The organism is Allobosea sp. (assembly GCF_030694325.1).
GTDB lineage: Bacteria > Pseudomonadota > Alphaproteobacteria > Rhizobiales > Beijerinckiaceae > Allobosea.
Window position 1 is genome coordinate 1 of record NZ_JAUXYO010000207.1, and the last position, 15,328, is coordinate 15,328.

Sequence of the window (15,328 nt, forward strand, 5' to 3'; positions counted from 1 at the left end):
TCATGGAGTTCGGCGCCTTCGTGAACTTCTTCGGCGCCAAGGACGGTCTCGTCCACATCTCCGAACTCGCCGCCGCCCGGGTCCAGAAGGTCTCGGACGTCGTCAAGGAAGGCGACAAGGTCAAGGTCAAGTTCCTCGGCCAGGACGACCGCGGCAAGATCCGCCTCTCGATGAAGGTCGTCGACCAGGAGACCGGCGAGGACCTGACCGAGAAGCTCAAGGCCCAGCGCGACGCCGAGAAGAGCCGCGAGAAGCAGTCGGCCGAGTAAGTCGCCGCCTCACGCGACTCACGTAAACAGAAGCCCCGCATCGCGAGATGCGGGGCTTCTTTCGTTTGGGCTGGCCATCAGGGCGCTGCCCGTAGGCTCCGATGACAAATCGACGTGATTGTCAGCAGGTGGCTCGCGGTCTGCAGCAAATCTCGATAGTCTAGACTTATCTTGTGCTGCCTGGAGGCCCCATGCCTGCCCACACCGTGACCTCGCCAGAGCAGCTCGCAGCGCTCTATCCCAACCCGGTCGCGCCAGCGTCGGTCCACAAGGAGATCGACCATGTCGACGGAAACTATGCCGCGCTGATCGCCGCCTCGCCGTTTTTCGTGCTCGCGACGAACGGTCCGGAGGGGCTGGATTGTTCACCGCGCGGGGATCAGCCGGGCTTCGTCACGGTCCGGGACGCGAAAACGCTGCTGATTCCGGATCGAAAAGGCAATAACCGTCTGGATTCGTTGAAGAATATCCTGTTCGATCCGAGAATCGGAATGCTCTTCCTGATCCCCGGTTATGGGGAGACGCTGCGCGTCAACGGAGTCGCGTCGCTTTCCGACGACCCTGAGTTGCGCGGGCGCTTCGAGATGGCCGGAAAGCTCCCGGCCTGCGTCATCGTGGTCGCGGTGGAGAGCGTCTACTTCCAGTGCTCGCGCGCGATCGTGCGGGCCGAGCTGTGGAACGCGGAGCGGCATGTCGACCGCAGCACCGTGCCGAGCGCCGGCACGATCCTGCGCGACATCACGGCGCGCAACGCGGCGGTGGAGACCTTCGACGGCGAGGCTTACGACAGGGCGCTGCCGGAGCGGGTCAGGGCGACGCTGTATTGAGGGGGCGTCTTCCTTCTCCCCTCGGGGGAGAAGGTGGCACGGCGAAGCCGTGACGGATGAGGGCAGACCCTCTCCCGAAAACAAGAAAGGGCCGCTCGCGCGACCCTTCCCTCATCCGTCTGCTGCGCAGACACCTTCTCCCCCAAGGGGAGAAGGAAAGCTCACAGCAGCCCTTCGTTCCCCGCGAGCACCTTCAGGTTCACGTCCGGCCGGGCGCCGACATGGCTGATGATCTCGGCTGCGGCGAGCGCGCCGAGCCGCAGCGAGTCGCGCACCTCGCGGCCCGAGGTCAGGCCGAACAGGAAGCCGGCTGCGAAGAGATCGCCCGCGCCGGTGGCATCGACCAGGCGCTCGATCGGGAATACCGGCTCCTCGATCACGCCATCGGGGGTGACCGCCAGCGCGCCCTTCTCCGAGCGGGTGACGACGGCGAGGATGTTCTCCTGGCGCAGCGCCGCCAGCGCGTCCTCGAAGGCCGAAGCCTGGTAGAGGCTCTTCAGCTCGTGCTCGTTGGCAAAGACGATGTCGACCATGCGGTTGCGGATCAGCCCGACGAACTCGTCGCGGTAGCGGTCGACGCAGAAGGAATCCGACAGGGTGATCGCGACCTTGCCGCCCGCCTTGTGGGCAATCTCGGAGGCCTTGCGGAAGGCGTCCTTGGCGGCCGGCGGATCCCAGAGATAGCCCTCGAGATAGATGATGTCGGCATTCTCGACCGCCTTGGCGTCGACATCGGCGACGCCAAGGCCCTGGCAGGCGCCGAGATAGGTGTTCATCGTGCGCTCGCCATCCGGGGTCACGATGATGAAGGAGCGGGCGGTGGCGGGCCCTTCCGTCGCGGCGGGCGTGTCGAAGGCGACGCCGAGCGAGGTCAGATCATGCCGATAGAGCTTGCCGAGCTCGTCGGCCTTGACCTTGCCGATGAAGGCCCCCTTGCCGCCGAAGGAGGCGAGGCCGGCGATGGTGTTGGCGGCCGAGCCGCCCGAGATGACCTTGCCGGGACCCATGGCTGCGTACAGGGATTCGGCACGGGCCTCGTCGATCAGCGCCATCGCGCCCTTGGTCAGGCCGTGCTTCGCCAGAAAATCCTCTTCCGCCGCCGCGATGACGTCGACGATGGCGTTGCCGAGGGCGAGAACGTCGGTGCGCGTGCTGGTCATGAGAAGCCCGTTGCTGTTCGGAAAGGGATGTCGGAAGGGAAAGCGCGTGTGGCGCGGCCTGTCGCATCCATGACGATGCGGGTCAAGCCGTGCCCCGGGAGCGGCTGCGCCGAAGCAGGGCGTCGTCCAGCACCGTCGAGAGGCGCGCGAGGTCGTCGCCGTCGAGTTCGCCGATGTCGCGGGCGAGCCGGTTCGCCACCAGGGTCGCCTCCGGCTCGAGGCCGGCGGTGTCGATGACGACCCGCGGATGCGACAGATCGGCGAGCCGAACCAGCTCGTCCGCCTCGTCCCAGATCACCCCGAGCACATGGATGACGCCCTGGATCAAGGTGAAGGTCGGACGGCCGCGCTTGCCGTGCTCGAGCGCCGAGAGATAGGCGGGAGTGACGCCGAGCACGCCGGCCATTTCCGCCAGGGTCATCCCGCGCTGCTCCCGCAGCGCGCGCACGCGCTGTCCGAACGGGGTCACGGCCCGGCCTCGCGGGCGCGGCGCAGCCGGACATAGAGCGCGCCCGAGCCGCCATGTCGCTGCTGCGCTTCCTCGAAACCAACGACGAGCGGGCGCAGATCAGGCAATCGCAGCCAGTGCGGCACGACACGGCGCAGCACGCCGCGCTCCTCGCCGAAGAGCGTCGTGCCGGCCGCGCCCTTTCCGGTCACCACCAATGCGAGCCGCGTGCCCCGTCCCTGTTCGCGGCGCAGGAAGGCCCTTAGCGCCAGATGCGCCTCGTCCTGCCGCATGCCATGGAGATCGATGACCGCCTCGACGCCCTGCTGACCACGCCGGAGCTGCGTCCGCAGCCGGTTCTCCAGCGGCGCCAGTGGCGGTGGGGCGGGCTTTCCCGGGGATGGACGCCCCAGGGCGGCACCCGCCGCGGGCTGCGGCTCCTCGGGGCTGGCCTGCGGCGCTGACGGAGGAGGTTCCGGCTCGACCGGCGCCCGGCCTGGCAGCGGCGTCACCGAACGCGCGACCTGGCGCCAGAGCGCGAGATCGGCCTCCGACAATGTCCGCCCCCGCCGCGACCGCATCGCTAAGGCCGGACGTCGCGCGGCCAGAGGACGATGAAATCGACCGGATGGCGGATCAGCCCGGCACGGTGGCCGGCCGCAGCGCCCGAGCCGACGAAGAGATCGAGCCGGGCCGGGCCCAGAATGGCTGACCCGGTGTCCTGTGCCAGCATCAGGCGCGTCAGCCGCTCCTCGCCACCCGCCTCGCCCGGCACGGTCGCATCGATCCAGACCGGCAGGCCATAGGGCCAGATGCCGCGGTCGATGGCGATGCTGCGCAGCGGCGTCAGCGGCAGGCCCGCCCCACCGATCGGCCCGCTCTCGGACGGAAGGTCGTCGCGGCGGGCGAAGAAGACGAAGGAGCGGTTGAGCCGGATCAGGTCCCGTGCGAAGTCGGTATCGGCCTTCAGCCGCGCCACGAGGACGTCCATGGTCATCTGCGCGGGCGGGATGGCCTCGCGCTGGCTCAGGACGCGGCCGAGCGAGGTGTAGGCATGGCCGTTGCGGCCGGCATAGACCAGCCGCGTCACGCGTCCGTCGGGCAGGCGGATGCGGCCCGAGCCCTGGACCTGCAAGACGAAGCGATCGACGGGATCGCGCATCCAGAGGATCTCCAGGCCACGCCCGTCCAGCGCACCGGTCTCGATCGCCGTGCGGTCCGGGAAGGGCTCGAGCCCGCCTTTCGTCCGGCGGGCGGCCGACAGAGCGGCATCGAGGCCGGGCCAGTCATCTCCCGGCATGCGGGTGACCAGCTCCGGGGGGCGACCGTAGAGGGGAGTCGGAAAATCGGCGCAACGGCTGAGCGCGCCCTCGAATTCGGGCTCGAAATAGCCGGTCATGAAGCCGGTCGCTTCCGGGGCCGAGCGAATCCGCCAAAAGCCGAATTTCGTTTCGAAGAACTGTCTGGCCGCCACGGCGCTCACCGGGGCGGAGGCCTGCAGGCGTTGTGCGTCGGCGCAGGCGGCCAGGAGAGCGGGCGGAACAGGAACGGCGGCGCGCAGAGGCGGCTCGGCCTGGCAGCCGGCGGCGAAAAGCGAAAGAACGATGCGGTGATCGTCACTGGCCCAGCCTTGCACCTGGGCGGGTGTCAGAGGCTCGGCGCGAGCCCCGTGAGGCAGAGGGGGAGGCGTCATCGCCATCGCGGTCAGGGATGTCGCGCAGGCCGCGAGCAGCGCCAGTGCGAGACCGGCGCCACGGATCACGCGGCGGATTCGGTCGCAACCAGGAGCCAGTTGGGATCGCGGCTGCCGAGCTGGCGCGAGAAGGTCCAGATATCGTTGACCTCGGAGACCGCCTCGGCGCTGCCGTCGACCACATTGCCCTGGGCGTCTCGCGTCACGCTGATCAGTTGCGAGACGAACGCGATGGTGACCTGGGCCGTCTTGCCCTTGACGTCGACCGCGACGATGTCGGCCTTGTCGATCGAGACAAAGCTGGACTCCGCCTTTTCGCCGCGCTTCTCGCGCTCGGTGATGGCCTGCTCGAAGCCCTCATAGACCTCCTTGGCGAGCAGGCCCTTCAGCATCTTGCGGTCGCCGCGGGCGAACGCGGTGACGATCGTCTCATAGGCGGCCTTGGCACCACCGAGGAACTCGCGCGGATCGAAGCCCGGCTCCTGCTTGATGATGGCCTCGATGCCGGCGAGAATCGGCGAGCCTTCCGGCGCGATGTCCTTGAAGCGCTCGGCCACCGGCGCGGTCGCGGCCGGATCATTGGCGGCGCCGGGCAGACGGATGACATTGTCGCGACGCGCATCGGCAGGCGCGGCCTGATCGGGCCGGATCGGCGTCTCGCGACGGGAAAACGGGTCGGTCGGCGGCTGCTCGCTGCCGGTCTTCTGGCCCAGGACCGAGCGCAGCTTCCAGGCGACGAAAACGGCCAGAGCCAGGAAGACCAGAGTCGTCATGTCGAAGGAATTTTGCATCGAAAGCTGACCCGAGGCTCCAGTCGTATTGCAGGACCAGCATCTCCACGCGGGAGCGCCGTCACGCGTCATATGGTGACCTAGGCTCGTAACATCCACCCCCCTGCTTGTGAAGGCGAGTTCTTGTGCGGCGCTTTGGACCATGATAGCCGACGCCCGCGCCGTTGCGTGAGTGCAGAGCGCAGTCCAAGGCCTCCGGACGGGTGCGGACTTCCCGAGACAGCCAGCCAGAAGCGATGGGACCGATGGCCAACGAATTTCCCAACGGCAACGGCAACGGTGCCGCAGACGCAGCGCCGAGCATGAGCGCCCTGATCCAGTACACCAAGGATTTCTCCTTCGAGAACCCGAAGGCGCCGCGCGCGCTCGGCCAGCAGCAGGCCCAGGAAGGCCCGCAGATGTCGCTGCAGGTCAACGTCTCCAGCAGCGCGCTGGGCGAGAACGACTACGAGACCGTGCTCCAGCTCGAGGGCAAGGCCGAACTCAATGGCGAGATGCTGTTCGCCTTCGATCTCAGCTATGGCGGCGTGTTCCGACTTTTGAACATTCCGCAGGAGCACATCCATCCCGTGCTCGTGATCGACTGCGCCCGCCTGCTGTTCCCCTTCGCCCGCCAGATCATCGCGGAAGCGGTGCAGGGCGGCGGCTTCCCGCCCTTCTATGTGCCGTCGATCGACTTCGCGGCGCTGTATCAGCAGCGGCTGCAGGAGTTTCAGTCGCAGCAGGGTGCCCCGCTCGCCTGAGCCGCGAGCAACGCCGTGACGACCAAGGGCCCTGCGGGGCCCTTTTTCGTTGCGCCCCACGCGCATTCCCGACAGGTTGCCTTGCAGGGGTCGCCATTGCTCGCCACCGACCCCTTTAATCCCGACGGATGGCCGAGCGCCGCCCGCCGGGCGTGCCATTGCCGGAGAACCGATGGACTATCTCCTGACACTCGCCGCTGATCCCGCCGTCTGGGCAGCGCTCGGCGCCCTGATCGCCATGGAGGTCGTCCTCGGCATCGACAACCTGATCTTCATCTCGATCCTGACCAACAAGCTACCGCAGGAGCAGCGCTCGCGCGGGCGCAAGATCGGTATCGGTCTGGCGCTGTTCCTGCGGCTCGCCCTGCTCGGCACGGTCGCGATCATCGTGCAGCTGACCGCGCCGATCTTCTCGGTCTTCGGCAAGGCCTTCTCCTGGCGCGACCTGATCCTGATCGGCGGCGGGCTGTTTCTGGTCTGGAAGGCGACCGTCGAAATCCACCACAAGGTCGATCCCAATCACGGGCCGGACGTGTTCGACGGCGGCCGGGCCGCAGCGGTCACCTTCGGCGGCGTGATCTTCCAGATCCTGCTGCTCGACCTGGTCTTCTCGATCGATTCGATCATCACCGCGGTCGGCATGACCGACCATATCCCGGTCATGGTCATCGCCGTCATCGTCGCCGTGCTGGTCATGCTGCTGGCGGCCGACCCGCTGGCGCTGTTCATCGAGCGGAACCCGACCATCGTCATGCTGGCGCTGGGCTTCCTGCTGATGATCGGCGGGATGCTGATCGCAGAAGGCTTCGGCGCGCATGTGCCCAAGGGCTACATCTATGCGGCGATGGCGTTCTCGGCGACGGTCGAGGCGCTCAATATGGCGTCACGCCGGGCTTTGCGCCGCAAAGGCGAATGATGAGGTTCAGGCCTCCTCGGCGATGCCGAGATAGCCGCGCCAGAGCTGGTTCTTGCCGAGCGAGCGGATGAAGGTCTCGTGAGCGGCGATCGCCGCCTCGTCCAGCCGCGGCTGCAGCGGGCGCTGGCGCTGCGGCCGCTCGATCCGGATCGGCACATGGCCGCTGCCGCCGGCCGCCCCGGCCCCCAGCCCCAGCGACGCCTGCTTGCCGCCGATCAGCTCGATATAGACCTCGGCCAGGATCTCGGCGTCGAGCAGCGCGCCGTGGCGGGTGCGGCGGCTGTTGTCGATCCCGTAGCGCGTGCACAGCGCATCGAGGCTGTTGGAGGCGCCCGGATGCTTGCGGCGGGCCATGGAGAGCGTGTCGACGACCAGCGATGACTCGATCGGCGGCCGGCCGATGCGCTTGAACTCCATGTTCAGGAAACCGACATCGAAGGCGGCGTTGTGGATCACCAGACGGGCGCCATCGATGAACCCGGCGAACTCGTCGGCGATGGCCGCGAAGACCGGCTGCGGCGCGAGGAAAGCGTCCGACAGGCCGTGGACCTTGAAGGCGCCCTCGGACATCGGCCGCTCGGGATTGATGTATTTGTGGAAGCTGCGCCCGGTCGGGCAGTGGTTGACGAGCTCGACGCAGCCGATCTCGACGACGCGGTCGCCACCTAGCGCCTCGACGCCGGTGGTCTCGGTATCGAGAACGATTTCACGCATGGTCGTCGGTCCACCCTCGCCCGCCCCGGCCCGGGCGCCCGGCCAGCGCAGCCAGGATAGACCCGACCTGCCGGCCCGCCGCCACAACGCCGCGCGACGTGTCCACAATGAAATGGGCCCGCGTGCGCTTCCGCGCATCCGGTATCTGCCGGGCCAGGATCGCATCGAGCCGCTCGGCGGTCATCCCCGGCCGGGCCAGCACGCGCGCGCGCTGCACCTCGGCCGGGGCGCTGACGACGAGGATCGCGTCGCAGCGCCCCTCTCCGCCCGTCTCCAGGAGCAGCGGCACGTCGAGCACCGCGAGGCCCTGCCCTCTCTCCCGGCAACGGCGCAGGAAGGCCTCCTCCTCCTCGCGTACCAGCGGGTGGATGATCGCCTCCAGCCGCGCCAGCGCCTCCGGCTGGCCCAGCACGGCGGCTGAGAGGCGCGGCCGATCGACGGCGCCGTCACGGACGGCGTCGGGAAAAGCCGCCGCGATCAGGGGGACGGCCCGGCTGCGATAGAGCGCATGGACGCTGGCATCGGCATCGTGGACCGGAATGCCGCGCGCCTGGAACAAGGCGGCAGTGGTCGACTTGCCCATGCCGATCGAGCCGGTCAGGCCGAGGATGAAGGTCATGGCATGCCGCGTCCCGGAGCCCGACGAAGGCTCGCCCTGCGAATCAGTGGCCGAGGATATCGGCTTCGAGCCTTGCCCGCAGCGCCGGCGTGACGGTCGGCGTGACGCCGAACCAGCGCGCGAAACCCGGCACCGCCTGGTGCAGGAGCATGCCGAGCCCATCGACGGGGATGCCGCCGCGGCGCTGCGCCTCGATCAGCAGCGGCGTCTTCAGCGGGACATAGACGATGTCGTCGACGATCGTACCCGGGCGCAGGCGCGCGAGGTCGATCTCCAGCGGCGGCTGGCCGTGCATGCCGAGCGCCGTGGTGTTGATCACGAGATCGGCTTCGCCGACGAGCGCGTCGCGCCGTGCCCAGTCGGCCGCTTCGACGCTGCCGCCGAGTGCGGCCGCCAGTTCATCGGCCCGCGCACGGCCGCGGTTGACGAGGATGATCCGGCCGATGCCGCGACCCTTGAGCCCGAAGGCGATGCCGCGGGCGGCGCCTCCCGCACCCAGAATCAGCGCCGTCCCGACGCGCCGGTCCCAGCCTGGAGCTGTGGCGTCGAGATGGGCGAGGAAGCCCGAGACGTCGGTGTTGTCGCCGCAGATCCGCTCGCCCTCGCGCCAGACGGTATTGACCGCGCCGATGGCGCGCGCGGCGTCCGTGACGTGGTCCACCAGCCCGAGCATCGCCTCCTTGTGGGGGACGGTGACATTGCCGCCGGTAAATTCGCCCGCACGCAGCCTTGCGACGAAGGTCGCCAGATCGGCCGGCGCCACATCGATGCGCTCATAGCTGCCGGCGAGGCCATGTTCGGCGAGCCAGCTGCCATGGATGAGCGGCGAGCGCGAATGGGCGACGGGATGGCCGAGGACGAAACAACGCGGTGTCATGGCTCTCGATGGTCAGCGGGCAAGGACGGAGAGATCGCGCAGGGCTGCCAGGACGGGCAGGAGTGGCAGGCCGAGAATGGTGAAATGGTCGCCCTCGATGCGCTCGAAGAGCTGCGCGCCCAGGCCCTCGATCTGGTAGCCGCCGACGCTCGAAAGAACCGCCGCACCGACCGTGTCGAGATAGGATTCGATGAAGGCCGGCGTCAGCGGGCGCATGGTGAGCCGGGCGGTCTGGTGACCTTCGGCCAGAACCTCTCCGCCCCGCACCAGCGCGAAGGCGCTGTGCAAGTCATGTTCGTGCCCGGCCAGGGCGGCGATCTGCCGCGCCGCGGCCGCACGGTCTGCCGGCTTGTGAAAGGCCTCGCCCGCGCAGGCCAGCGTCTGGTCGGCTCCGAGCACCAGCCTGTCCGGCTGCAGCGCCGAGACGGCCGAGGCCTTGGCGACGGCGAGAGCCCGAGCGATCCGCGCCGGCGCTTCGCCAGCGGCCAGCAAGGGCGCTTCGACCGCCCGCTCGTCGACCGACGGCTTTACCGTCTCCACGGGAATGCCGGCCGCCGACAACATGTCGCGCCGTGTGATGCTGCCGGAGGCCAGCACCAACGGTCGAGGCGAGAGCCAGAGGCCCGAGCCCGCGATCATGTCGCGATGAACTTCATGCGGTGGTCGCGCAGCAGGTCGAGGATCGAGGCCGCCGTCTCCTCGATCGAACGCCGGGTCACGTCGATCACCGGCCAGCCCTTGCGGGCGCAGAGCCGGCGCGACTGCGCGACCTCGTCGGCGACCGAGGCCGGGTCGACATAGGGCGTCTCGTCGTCGGCGCGCAGCGAGAGCAGCCGGTTCTGACGGATCTGGACGATCCGATCAGGGCTGGCGACGAGGCCGACGATCAGTGGCTTGCGGACATGTTCGAGTTCCGCCGGCAGCGGCACGTTCGGCACCAGCGGGATATTGGCGGTCTTGATGCCGCGATTGGCGAGATAGATCGAGGTCGGCGTCTTCGAGGTTCGGCTGATGCCGACGAGGATGATGTCGGCAGATTCGAGATCGCCACCGAGTTGGCCGTCATCATGCAGCAGCGTGTAGTTCATCGCGTCGATGCGGCGGAAATACTCGGCATTGAGAACATGCTGTGCGCCCGGCTTCGGCGCCGAGGCCTGGCCGAGATAGGACTGGAAGAGCGCCAGCACCGGGTTGAGCACCGACAGGCAGGGGCAACCCAGTTCGCGGCAGAAGTTCTCCAGCCGCTGCGACCATTCCGGTTCGACCAGGGTGTAAAGCACGACGCCGGGCGAGGTCTCGATCTCCGCCAGGACTCGGGCGAGCTGCGCTTCGGAGCGCACCAGCGGGTAAACGTGCTCGATCGCGGACACGGTTTCGTATTGCGCCGCGGCGGCGCGGCTGACGGCGATGAGGGTTTCGCCGGTCGCGTCCGACACCAGATGGAGGTGGAAGTAATTGCGGTGCACGGGGCTCCCCGGGGCCAAGACGCGGTCAGCCACCTCTAGCCCGGCGGGCCGTCAAAGCAAATCGGCCGGCGAACGTCGCTGGGATGCGCGGGCGGCGCCGAGGCGGAGGATGATGTGTGGGCTGGGGAGCGCTGTGGACAAGAGAGCGCTGTCGAGGGCGTATCGTTAAGGTCTGTATAACCCTAACGATCCGTTAACAGGCCAGGGGCTGTGGGGAGAGGGGGGAGTGTTTCACGTGAATCATTTTGCCGCATCGGCCGGCGCTGCCGATTCGTACGGGTTAACAAACCGTTAACGAAGGACCGGTGGACAGGACGCATCGCCTGCCTCACGCTGCCTGCCTGTGGACAGGTTGTGGATCGGATTGCGTCGGGCTATCTGCCCCCATCCAAGAGTCAAAAAAGAAGATTCTCTCTCTAGGAATCTATTTAAGAGAGATGGGGGATGGATCGCCGATGAGCCTCACGACGCATGCCGAGCCTGCCTTCCTGCGGGCTCTTTCCGGCGAGACCCTGCCGACGCCACCCATCTGGATGATGCGCCAGGCAGGGCGGTATCTGCCCGAGTACCGGGAACTGCGCGCCAAGGCCGGCAGCTTCCTCGGCCTTTGCTACAATCCGGAATGGGCCGCGGAGGTCACGCTCCAGCCGATCCGGCGGTTCGGTTTCGATGCCGCGATCCTGTTCTCCGACATCCTCGTCGTGCCGCAAGCGCTGGGCCAGAAGCTCTGGTTCGTCGAGGGCGAAGGTCCCCGCCTCGAGCCGGTGGCCGACCGCGAGAGGCTCGCCGAGATCGACAGGGATGCAGGGCTTTCCGTTCTCGATCCGGTCATCGAGACGGTGCGTCGCGTTCGTGCGTCGCTGCCGAAGGAGACGGCCTTCATCGGGTTCTGTGGCGCGCCCTGGACGGTGGCGACCTATATGGTCGCGGGCCGTGGTACGCCCGACCAGGGGCCGGCGAAGGAACTCTTCACCCGTGACGAAGCGCTGTTTCGCCTGATGATCGACCGGATCGTCGAGACCTCGATCGATTATCTCTGTGCGCAGATCGAGGCCGGGGTCGATGCCGTGCAGATCTTCGACAGCTGGGCGGGTTCGCTGGGTGAGGCTGATTTCCAGCGCTGGTGCATCGAGCCGACGCGGCGGATCGTCGATGGCGTGCGATCGCGGCAACCCAAGGCGAGAATCATCGGCTTCCCGCGTGGGGCGGGGCGACTGATTCCATCATACGTCCGCGGGACGGGCGTCGATGCCGTCGGGCTCGAATCCGAGATCGATCGCGAGTTTGCGCGCGACGAGATCCAGTCGCTCGTGCCGGTACAGGGCAATCTCGACCCGCTGGTGCTGCGCGCCGGTGGGCCGGAGCTGGAACGCGAGATCGCGGCCGTGATGGAAGCCTTCGGCAAAGGGCCCTTCGTCTTCAATCTCGGGCACGGCATCCTGCCGGACACTCCGATCGCGCATGTCGAGCGGCTGCTGGCGGCGGTGCGGGGCTGACCGTCCGCGGGCCGATGGAGCAGGTGTGCGATGTATGAATGGCTGAAGGCCTTCCACGTCCTGGCGGTGATCTCCTGGATGGCCGGGATGCTCTATCTGCCGCGGCTGATGGTCTACCATGTCGATGCCGCGCCGGGCTCGGTCCAGTCCGAGACCTTCAAGGTCATGGAGCGGCGGCTGCTCAAGGGGATCATGAACCCCGCGATGATCGTGACGTGGGTGCTCGGCCTTTATCTCGCCTGGGACGCGTTCGGCTTCAAAGGCGGCTGGCTGCACGGCAAGATCCTCCTCGTCGTGCTGCTCTCGGGCGTCCATGGCTATCTCGTCGGGCGGGTCCGGGACTTCGCCAACGACTGCAACACGAAGTCGGGCCGCTTTTACCGCATCATCAACGAGGTGCCGGCCGTCCTGATGGTCGGCATCGTCATTCTCGTCATCGTCAAACCGTTCTGATGCGAATGCGGTTTGCCGCTTGAGCCGGACAGCGTTTCCGGTTATCAGACGGTACGCTTCTCCAGCGTTCTCCCTGTTGTCGATGGTTCGTGAGCCGACTGCCCTGGCAGCCGCTCGTGGCGCTCAACCCCAGCGCCGTCCGTCCGGGCCTGTCGATCATCCCATTACCGTCCTGGTCCCGGCCGCCTGAGCCGAGACATTTTCGATCCGGGTGCCCCATGCGGGAAATCAAGCTCCAAGACCTCAAGGTCAAATCGCCGACCGAACTCCTCGCCTTCTCGGAGGGGCTCGAGGTCGAGAACGCCAGCACGATGCGCAAGCAGGAGCTGATGTTCGCGATCCTCAAGCAGCTCGCCGCCAGGGAGACCGAGATTCTCGGCGAGGGCGTGGTCGAGGTTCTGCCGGACGGATTCGGCTTCCTCCGGTCGCCCGATTCGAACTATCTGCCCGGTCCCGACGACATCTATGTCTCGCCGACACAGATCCGGAAATTCGGGCTGCGCACCGGCGACACCGTCGAAGGCCCGATCCGCAGCCCGAAGGACGGCGAACGCTACTTCGCCCTGCTCAAGGTCAATACGATCAATTTCGAGGATCCCGAGCGGATCAAGCACAAGATCAATTTCGACAACCTGACCCCGCTCTATCCCGACGAGCGACTGAAGCTCGAGGTCGCGGAGCCCGCCAAGAAGGATTTCTCGGCCCGCGTCATCGACATCGTCGCCCCGATCGGCAAGGGCCAGCGCGCCTTGATCGTGGCCCCGCCGCGCACCGGCAAGACCGTGCTGCTGCAGAACATCGCGCAGTCGATCACGACCAACCACCCGGAATGCTATCTCATCGTGCTGCTGATCGACGAGCGGCCGGAAGAGGTCACCGACATGCAGCGCTCGGTGAAGGGCGAGGTCGTATCCTCGACCTTCGACGAGCCGGCGACCCGCCACGTTCAGGTCGCCGAAATGGTGATCGAGAAGGCCAAGCGGCTGGTCGAGCATGGCCGCGACGTCGTGATCCTGCTGGACTCGATCACCCGCCTCGGCCGCGCCTACAATACGGTCGTCCCCTCCTCCGGCAAGGTCCTGACCGGCGGTGTCGACGCCAACGCCCTGCAGCGCCCCAAGCGCTTCTTCGGCGCGGCCCGCAACATCGAGGAAGGCGGCTCGCTGACCATCGTTGCCACCGCGTTGATCGATACCGGCAGCCGCATGGACGAGGTCATCTTCGAGGAGTTCAAGGGCACCGGTAACTCGGAAATCGTGCTCGACCGCAAGGTCTCCGACAAGCGCATCTTCCCGGCGATCGACATCCTCAAGTCGGGCACCCGCAAGGAAGAGCTCATCACGCCGAAGGATGTGCTGGCCAAGACCTATGTGCTGCGCCGCATCCTCAACCCGATGGGTCCGCAGGACGCGATCGAGTTCCTGATGGACAAGCTGCGCCAGACCAAGCAGAACGCCGACTTCTTCGACTCCATGAACACCTGATCCACAGGCGCGGATCGATTCGCTTCCGTACCGGTTTGAAGACGGGTCCGGCATGAGCGCCTTCGATGATCTGCCGACGATCGCCGCGCTATCGTCGGCGGCCGGCCGGGCTGGCGTCGCCGTGGTTCGGCTCTCGGGCTCACGCGTCCGATTCGCGATCGAGACGATTGCCGGGACCCTGCCGTCGCCACGCCGAGCGTCCCTTCGCACGCTGCGAGACCCCGCCGGCGAGGCCATCGATCAGGCGCTCGTCCTGTACTTCCCCGCCCCCGCGAGCTTCACCGGTGAAGACATCGCCGAGCTGCACATCCATGGCGCGCGGGCCGTGCTGGCGCGGCTGCTGCAGGTTCTGTGCGACATCCCCGGAATCCGATTGGCCGAGCCGGGCGAGTTCACCCGCCGTGCCTTCGAGGCCGGTAAGCTCGACCTGAGCGAGGTCGAGGGTTTGGTCGATCTGATCGATTCGGAAACGGAATGGCAGCGCCGGCAGGCGCTGCGGCAGATGGACGGCGCGCTGGGCATCGCTGCCACGAACTGGCGGCGATCGCTGATCGAAGCGATGGCGCTGCTCGAGGCCGAGATCGACTTTTCCGACGAGGCCGACGTGACGGGTCCGCTCACCGAGCGGGCGCTGGCGACGGTCGGCGACGTCTTGGTACAGCTTCGCGAGGCGTTGGGCGCGTTCGCGCGCGGTGAACGCATCCGGGAGGGCTTCGTCGTCGTGCTGGCGGGGCCGCCCAATGCCGGCAAGTCGAGCCTGCTCAACGCCCTGGCGCGCCGCGACATCGCCATCGTCTCCCCGATCGCCGGAACGACGCGCGACGCGATCGAGGTCCGCCTCGATCTCGCCGGGCTGCCGGTTACGCTGATCGATACGGCGGGATTGCGCGACAGCACCGATCCGATCGAGACGGAGGGCGTCCGCCGGGCACGAGCCCTGGCGGAGAGGGCGGATCTTGTTCTGAGCCTTCGGGCGATCGATTCGGAACCGGACCGGCTTCACGGCGCCGACGGCGTCATCGCTCTAGCGACCAAGATCGATCTCGCCGGTGCGGCGCATCCCGGCGAAGTGCCGGTATCGGCGCGGACAGGCGAGGGGCTCGCGGAGCTCCTGAGCCTGATCATCGAGCGCCTTGCCGGCCAAGGCGCGGGCGAACCGGCCCTGCTGACGCGCGAGCGGCACCGCGTCGCGGTGACCCAGGCGATCCGTGCGCTGGAGCGGGCCGTCTCCGGGCTCCATGACCAGGTCGAACTGCTGGCCGAGGATCTGCGCCTCGCCGTGCGTGCGCTGGAGCGCCTGCTGGGGCGCGTCGACATCGAGGATGTCCTGGATCAGCTCTTCGCGGGCTTCTGCATCGGCAAATAGGTTGGC

Annotated in this window: 18 protein-coding genes; 8 read left to right on the forward strand and 10 right to left on the reverse strand. The window is 67.5% G+C overall.

Features of this window, described 5'->3' with window-relative positions:
- Positions 1–269, forward strand: a 269-nt coding sequence (locus Q8M82_RS13620; protein ID WP_305691880.1) for a S1 RNA-binding domain-containing protein, incomplete at its 5' end; no start/stop codon positions are given.
- A gap of 191 nt (positions 270–460) precedes the next feature.
- A complete protein-coding gene (locus tag Q8M82_RS13625) occupies positions 461–1,096 on the forward strand; it encodes a pyridoxamine 5'-phosphate oxidase family protein (RefSeq protein ID WP_305691881.1) in 636 nt (211 codons plus the stop codon).
- A gap of 161 nt (positions 1,097–1,257) precedes the next feature.
- Here Q8M82_RS13625 and Q8M82_RS13630 read toward each other — a convergent pair whose 3' ends face one another.
- The 5 genes from Q8M82_RS13630 to Q8M82_RS13650 all read right to left on the reverse strand — a co-directional run bounded on the left by Q8M82_RS13630 (position 1,258) and on the right by Q8M82_RS13650 (position 5,188).
- On the reverse strand, positions 1,258–2,256 hold the full coding sequence (locus tag Q8M82_RS13630; protein WP_305691882.1) for an adenosine kinase: 999 nt from the start codon (positions 2,254–2,256) through the stop codon (positions 1,258–1,260).
- A gap of 82 nt (positions 2,257–2,338) precedes the next feature.
- Complete coding sequence (locus tag Q8M82_RS13635) at positions 2,339–2,725, reverse strand: helix-turn-helix domain-containing protein (RefSeq protein WP_305691883.1); 387 nt, start codon at positions 2,723–2,725, stop codon at positions 2,339–2,341.
- The gene (locus Q8M82_RS13640) at positions 2,722–3,285 is read right to left on the reverse strand and encodes a Smr/MutS family protein (protein ID WP_305691884.1); all 564 of its coding nucleotides are present in this window, start codon (positions 3,283–3,285) and stop codon (positions 2,722–2,724) included. The genes Q8M82_RS13635 and Q8M82_RS13640 overlap by 4 nt, the downstream gene beginning before the upstream one ends.
- Positions 3,286–3,287: 2 nt before the next feature.
- Positions 3,288–4,466 carry a murein transglycosylase A gene (mltA, locus tag Q8M82_RS13645; RefSeq protein ID WP_305691885.1) on the reverse strand — a complete coding sequence of 393 codons (1,179 nt, stop codon included), beginning with the start codon at positions 4,464–4,466 and terminating at the stop codon, positions 3,288–3,290.
- On the reverse strand, positions 4,463–5,188 hold the full coding sequence (locus tag Q8M82_RS13650; protein WP_305691886.1) for a Tim44/TimA family putative adaptor protein: 726 nt from the start codon (positions 5,186–5,188) through the stop codon (positions 4,463–4,465). Before Q8M82_RS13650 ends, mltA begins: the two co-directional genes overlap by 4 nt.
- Before the next feature lie 245 nt (positions 5,189–5,433).
- Between Q8M82_RS13650 and secB the strand changes: the two genes are divergently transcribed.
- Positions 5,434–5,931: a protein-export chaperone SecB gene (gene secB, locus Q8M82_RS13655; protein WP_305691887.1), complete on the forward strand. Its 498-nt coding sequence runs from the start codon at positions 5,434–5,436 to the stop codon at positions 5,929–5,931.
- A gap of 172 nt (positions 5,932–6,103) precedes the next feature.
- Entirely contained in the window at positions 6,104–6,847 is a 744-nt protein-coding gene (locus Q8M82_RS13660) for a TerC family protein (RefSeq protein ID WP_305691888.1), read from the forward strand.
- A gap of 6 nt (positions 6,848–6,853) precedes the next feature.
- On the opposite strand, the gene dnaQ is transcribed toward Q8M82_RS13660, so the two are convergent.
- The 5 genes from dnaQ to Q8M82_RS13685 are packed head-to-tail and all read right to left on the reverse strand — an operon-like array spanning position 6,854 to position 10,523.
- Positions 6,854–7,561: a DNA polymerase III subunit epsilon gene (dnaQ, locus tag Q8M82_RS13665; protein WP_305691889.1), complete on the reverse strand. Its 708-nt coding sequence runs from the start codon at positions 7,559–7,561 to the stop codon at positions 6,854–6,856.
- Positions 7,554–8,180 carry a dephospho-CoA kinase gene (coaE, locus tag Q8M82_RS13670; protein WP_305691890.1) on the reverse strand — a complete coding sequence of 209 codons (627 nt, stop codon included), beginning with the start codon at positions 8,178–8,180 and terminating at the stop codon, positions 7,554–7,556. Before coaE ends, dnaQ begins: the two co-directional genes overlap by 8 nt.
- Positions 8,181–8,223: 43 nt before the next feature.
- Positions 8,224–9,057 carry a shikimate dehydrogenase gene (locus Q8M82_RS13675; RefSeq protein WP_305691891.1) on the reverse strand — a complete coding sequence of 278 codons (834 nt, stop codon included), beginning with the start codon at positions 9,055–9,057 and terminating at the stop codon, positions 8,224–8,226.
- A 12-nt stretch (positions 9,058–9,069) separates the two neighbouring features.
- The gene (locus Q8M82_RS13680) at positions 9,070–9,696 is read right to left on the reverse strand and encodes a Maf family protein (protein ID WP_305691892.1); all 627 of its coding nucleotides are present in this window, start codon (positions 9,694–9,696) and stop codon (positions 9,070–9,072) included.
- The gene (locus tag Q8M82_RS13685; RefSeq protein WP_305691893.1) at positions 9,693–10,523 is read right to left on the reverse strand and encodes a pyruvate, water dikinase regulatory protein; all 831 of its coding nucleotides are present in this window, start codon (positions 10,521–10,523) and stop codon (positions 9,693–9,695) included. The genes Q8M82_RS13680 and Q8M82_RS13685 overlap by 4 nt, the downstream gene beginning before the upstream one ends.
- A 455-nt stretch (positions 10,524–10,978) precedes the next feature.
- Between Q8M82_RS13685 and hemE the strand changes: the two genes are divergently transcribed.
- The 4 genes from hemE to mnmE all read left to right on the forward strand — a co-directional run bounded on the left by hemE (position 10,979) and on the right by mnmE (position 15,322).
- Positions 10,979–12,019 (forward strand): uroporphyrinogen decarboxylase, encoded by a 1,041-nt coding sequence (gene hemE, locus Q8M82_RS13690; RefSeq protein ID WP_305691894.1) that lies wholly within the window; start codon positions 10,979–10,981, stop codon positions 12,017–12,019.
- 30 nt (positions 12,020–12,049) lie between these two features.
- Positions 12,050–12,472: a protoporphyrinogen oxidase HemJ gene (hemJ, locus tag Q8M82_RS13695; RefSeq protein WP_305691895.1), complete on the forward strand. Its 423-nt coding sequence runs from the start codon at positions 12,050–12,052 to the stop codon at positions 12,470–12,472.
- Between the two features lie 218 nt (positions 12,473–12,690).
- A complete protein-coding gene (rho, locus tag Q8M82_RS13700) occupies positions 12,691–13,956 on the forward strand; it encodes a transcription termination factor Rho (protein WP_305691896.1) in 1,266 nt (421 codons plus the stop codon).
- A gap of 52 nt (positions 13,957–14,008) precedes the next feature.
- The gene (mnmE, locus tag Q8M82_RS13705) at positions 14,009–15,322 is read left to right on the forward strand and encodes a tRNA uridine-5-carboxymethylaminomethyl(34) synthesis GTPase MnmE (protein ID WP_305691897.1); all 1,314 of its coding nucleotides are present in this window, start codon (positions 14,009–14,011) and stop codon (positions 15,320–15,322) included.
- Positions 15,323–15,328 lie beyond the last annotated feature (6 nt).

What these genes read in the sequence shown, in the direction of transcription:
- Q8M82_RS13625 (WP_305691881.1), top strand. Translation starts at nt 461, where the DNA reads ATGCCTGCCCACACCGTGACCTCGCCAGAGCAGCTCGCAGCGCTCTAT.
- Q8M82_RS13630 (WP_305691882.1), bottom strand. Translation starts at nt 2,256, where the DNA reads ATGACCAGCACGCGCACCGACGTTCTCGCCCTCGGCAACGCCATCGTC.
- Q8M82_RS13640 (WP_305691884.1), bottom strand. Translation starts at nt 3,285, where the DNA reads ATGCGGTCGCGGCGGGGGCGGACATTGTCGGAGGCCGATCTCGCGCTC.
- Q8M82_RS13650 (WP_305691886.1), bottom strand. Translation starts at nt 5,188, where the DNA reads ATGCAAAATTCCTTCGACATGACGACTCTGGTCTTCCTGGCTCTGGCC.
- secB (WP_305691887.1), top strand. Translation starts at nt 5,434, where the DNA reads ATGGCCAACGAATTTCCCAACGGCAACGGCAACGGTGCCGCAGACGCA.
- Q8M82_RS13660 (WP_305691888.1), top strand. Translation starts at nt 6,104, where the DNA reads ATGGACTATCTCCTGACACTCGCCGCTGATCCCGCCGTCTGGGCAGCG.
- dnaQ (WP_305691889.1), bottom strand. Translation starts at nt 7,561, where the DNA reads ATGCGTGAAATCGTTCTCGATACCGAGACCACCGGCGTCGAGGCGCTA.
- coaE (WP_305691890.1), bottom strand. Translation starts at nt 8,180, where the DNA reads ATGACCTTCATCCTCGGCCTGACCGGCTCGATCGGCATGGGCAAGTCG.
- Q8M82_RS13675 (WP_305691891.1), bottom strand. Translation starts at nt 9,057, where the DNA reads ATGACACCGCGTTGTTTCGTCCTCGGCCATCCCGTCGCCCATTCGCGC.
- Q8M82_RS13680 (WP_305691892.1), bottom strand. Translation starts at nt 9,696, where the DNA reads ATGATCGCGGGCTCGGGCCTCTGGCTCTCGCCTCGACCGTTGGTGCTG.
- hemE (WP_305691894.1), top strand. Translation starts at nt 10,979, where the DNA reads ATGAGCCTCACGACGCATGCCGAGCCTGCCTTCCTGCGGGCTCTTTCC.
- hemJ (WP_305691895.1), top strand. Translation starts at nt 12,050, where the DNA reads ATGTATGAATGGCTGAAGGCCTTCCACGTCCTGGCGGTGATCTCCTGG.
- rho (WP_305691896.1), top strand. Translation starts at nt 12,691, where the DNA reads ATGCGGGAAATCAAGCTCCAAGACCTCAAGGTCAAATCGCCGACCGAA.
- mnmE (WP_305691897.1), top strand. Translation starts at nt 14,009, where the DNA reads ATGAGCGCCTTCGATGATCTGCCGACGATCGCCGCGCTATCGTCGGCG.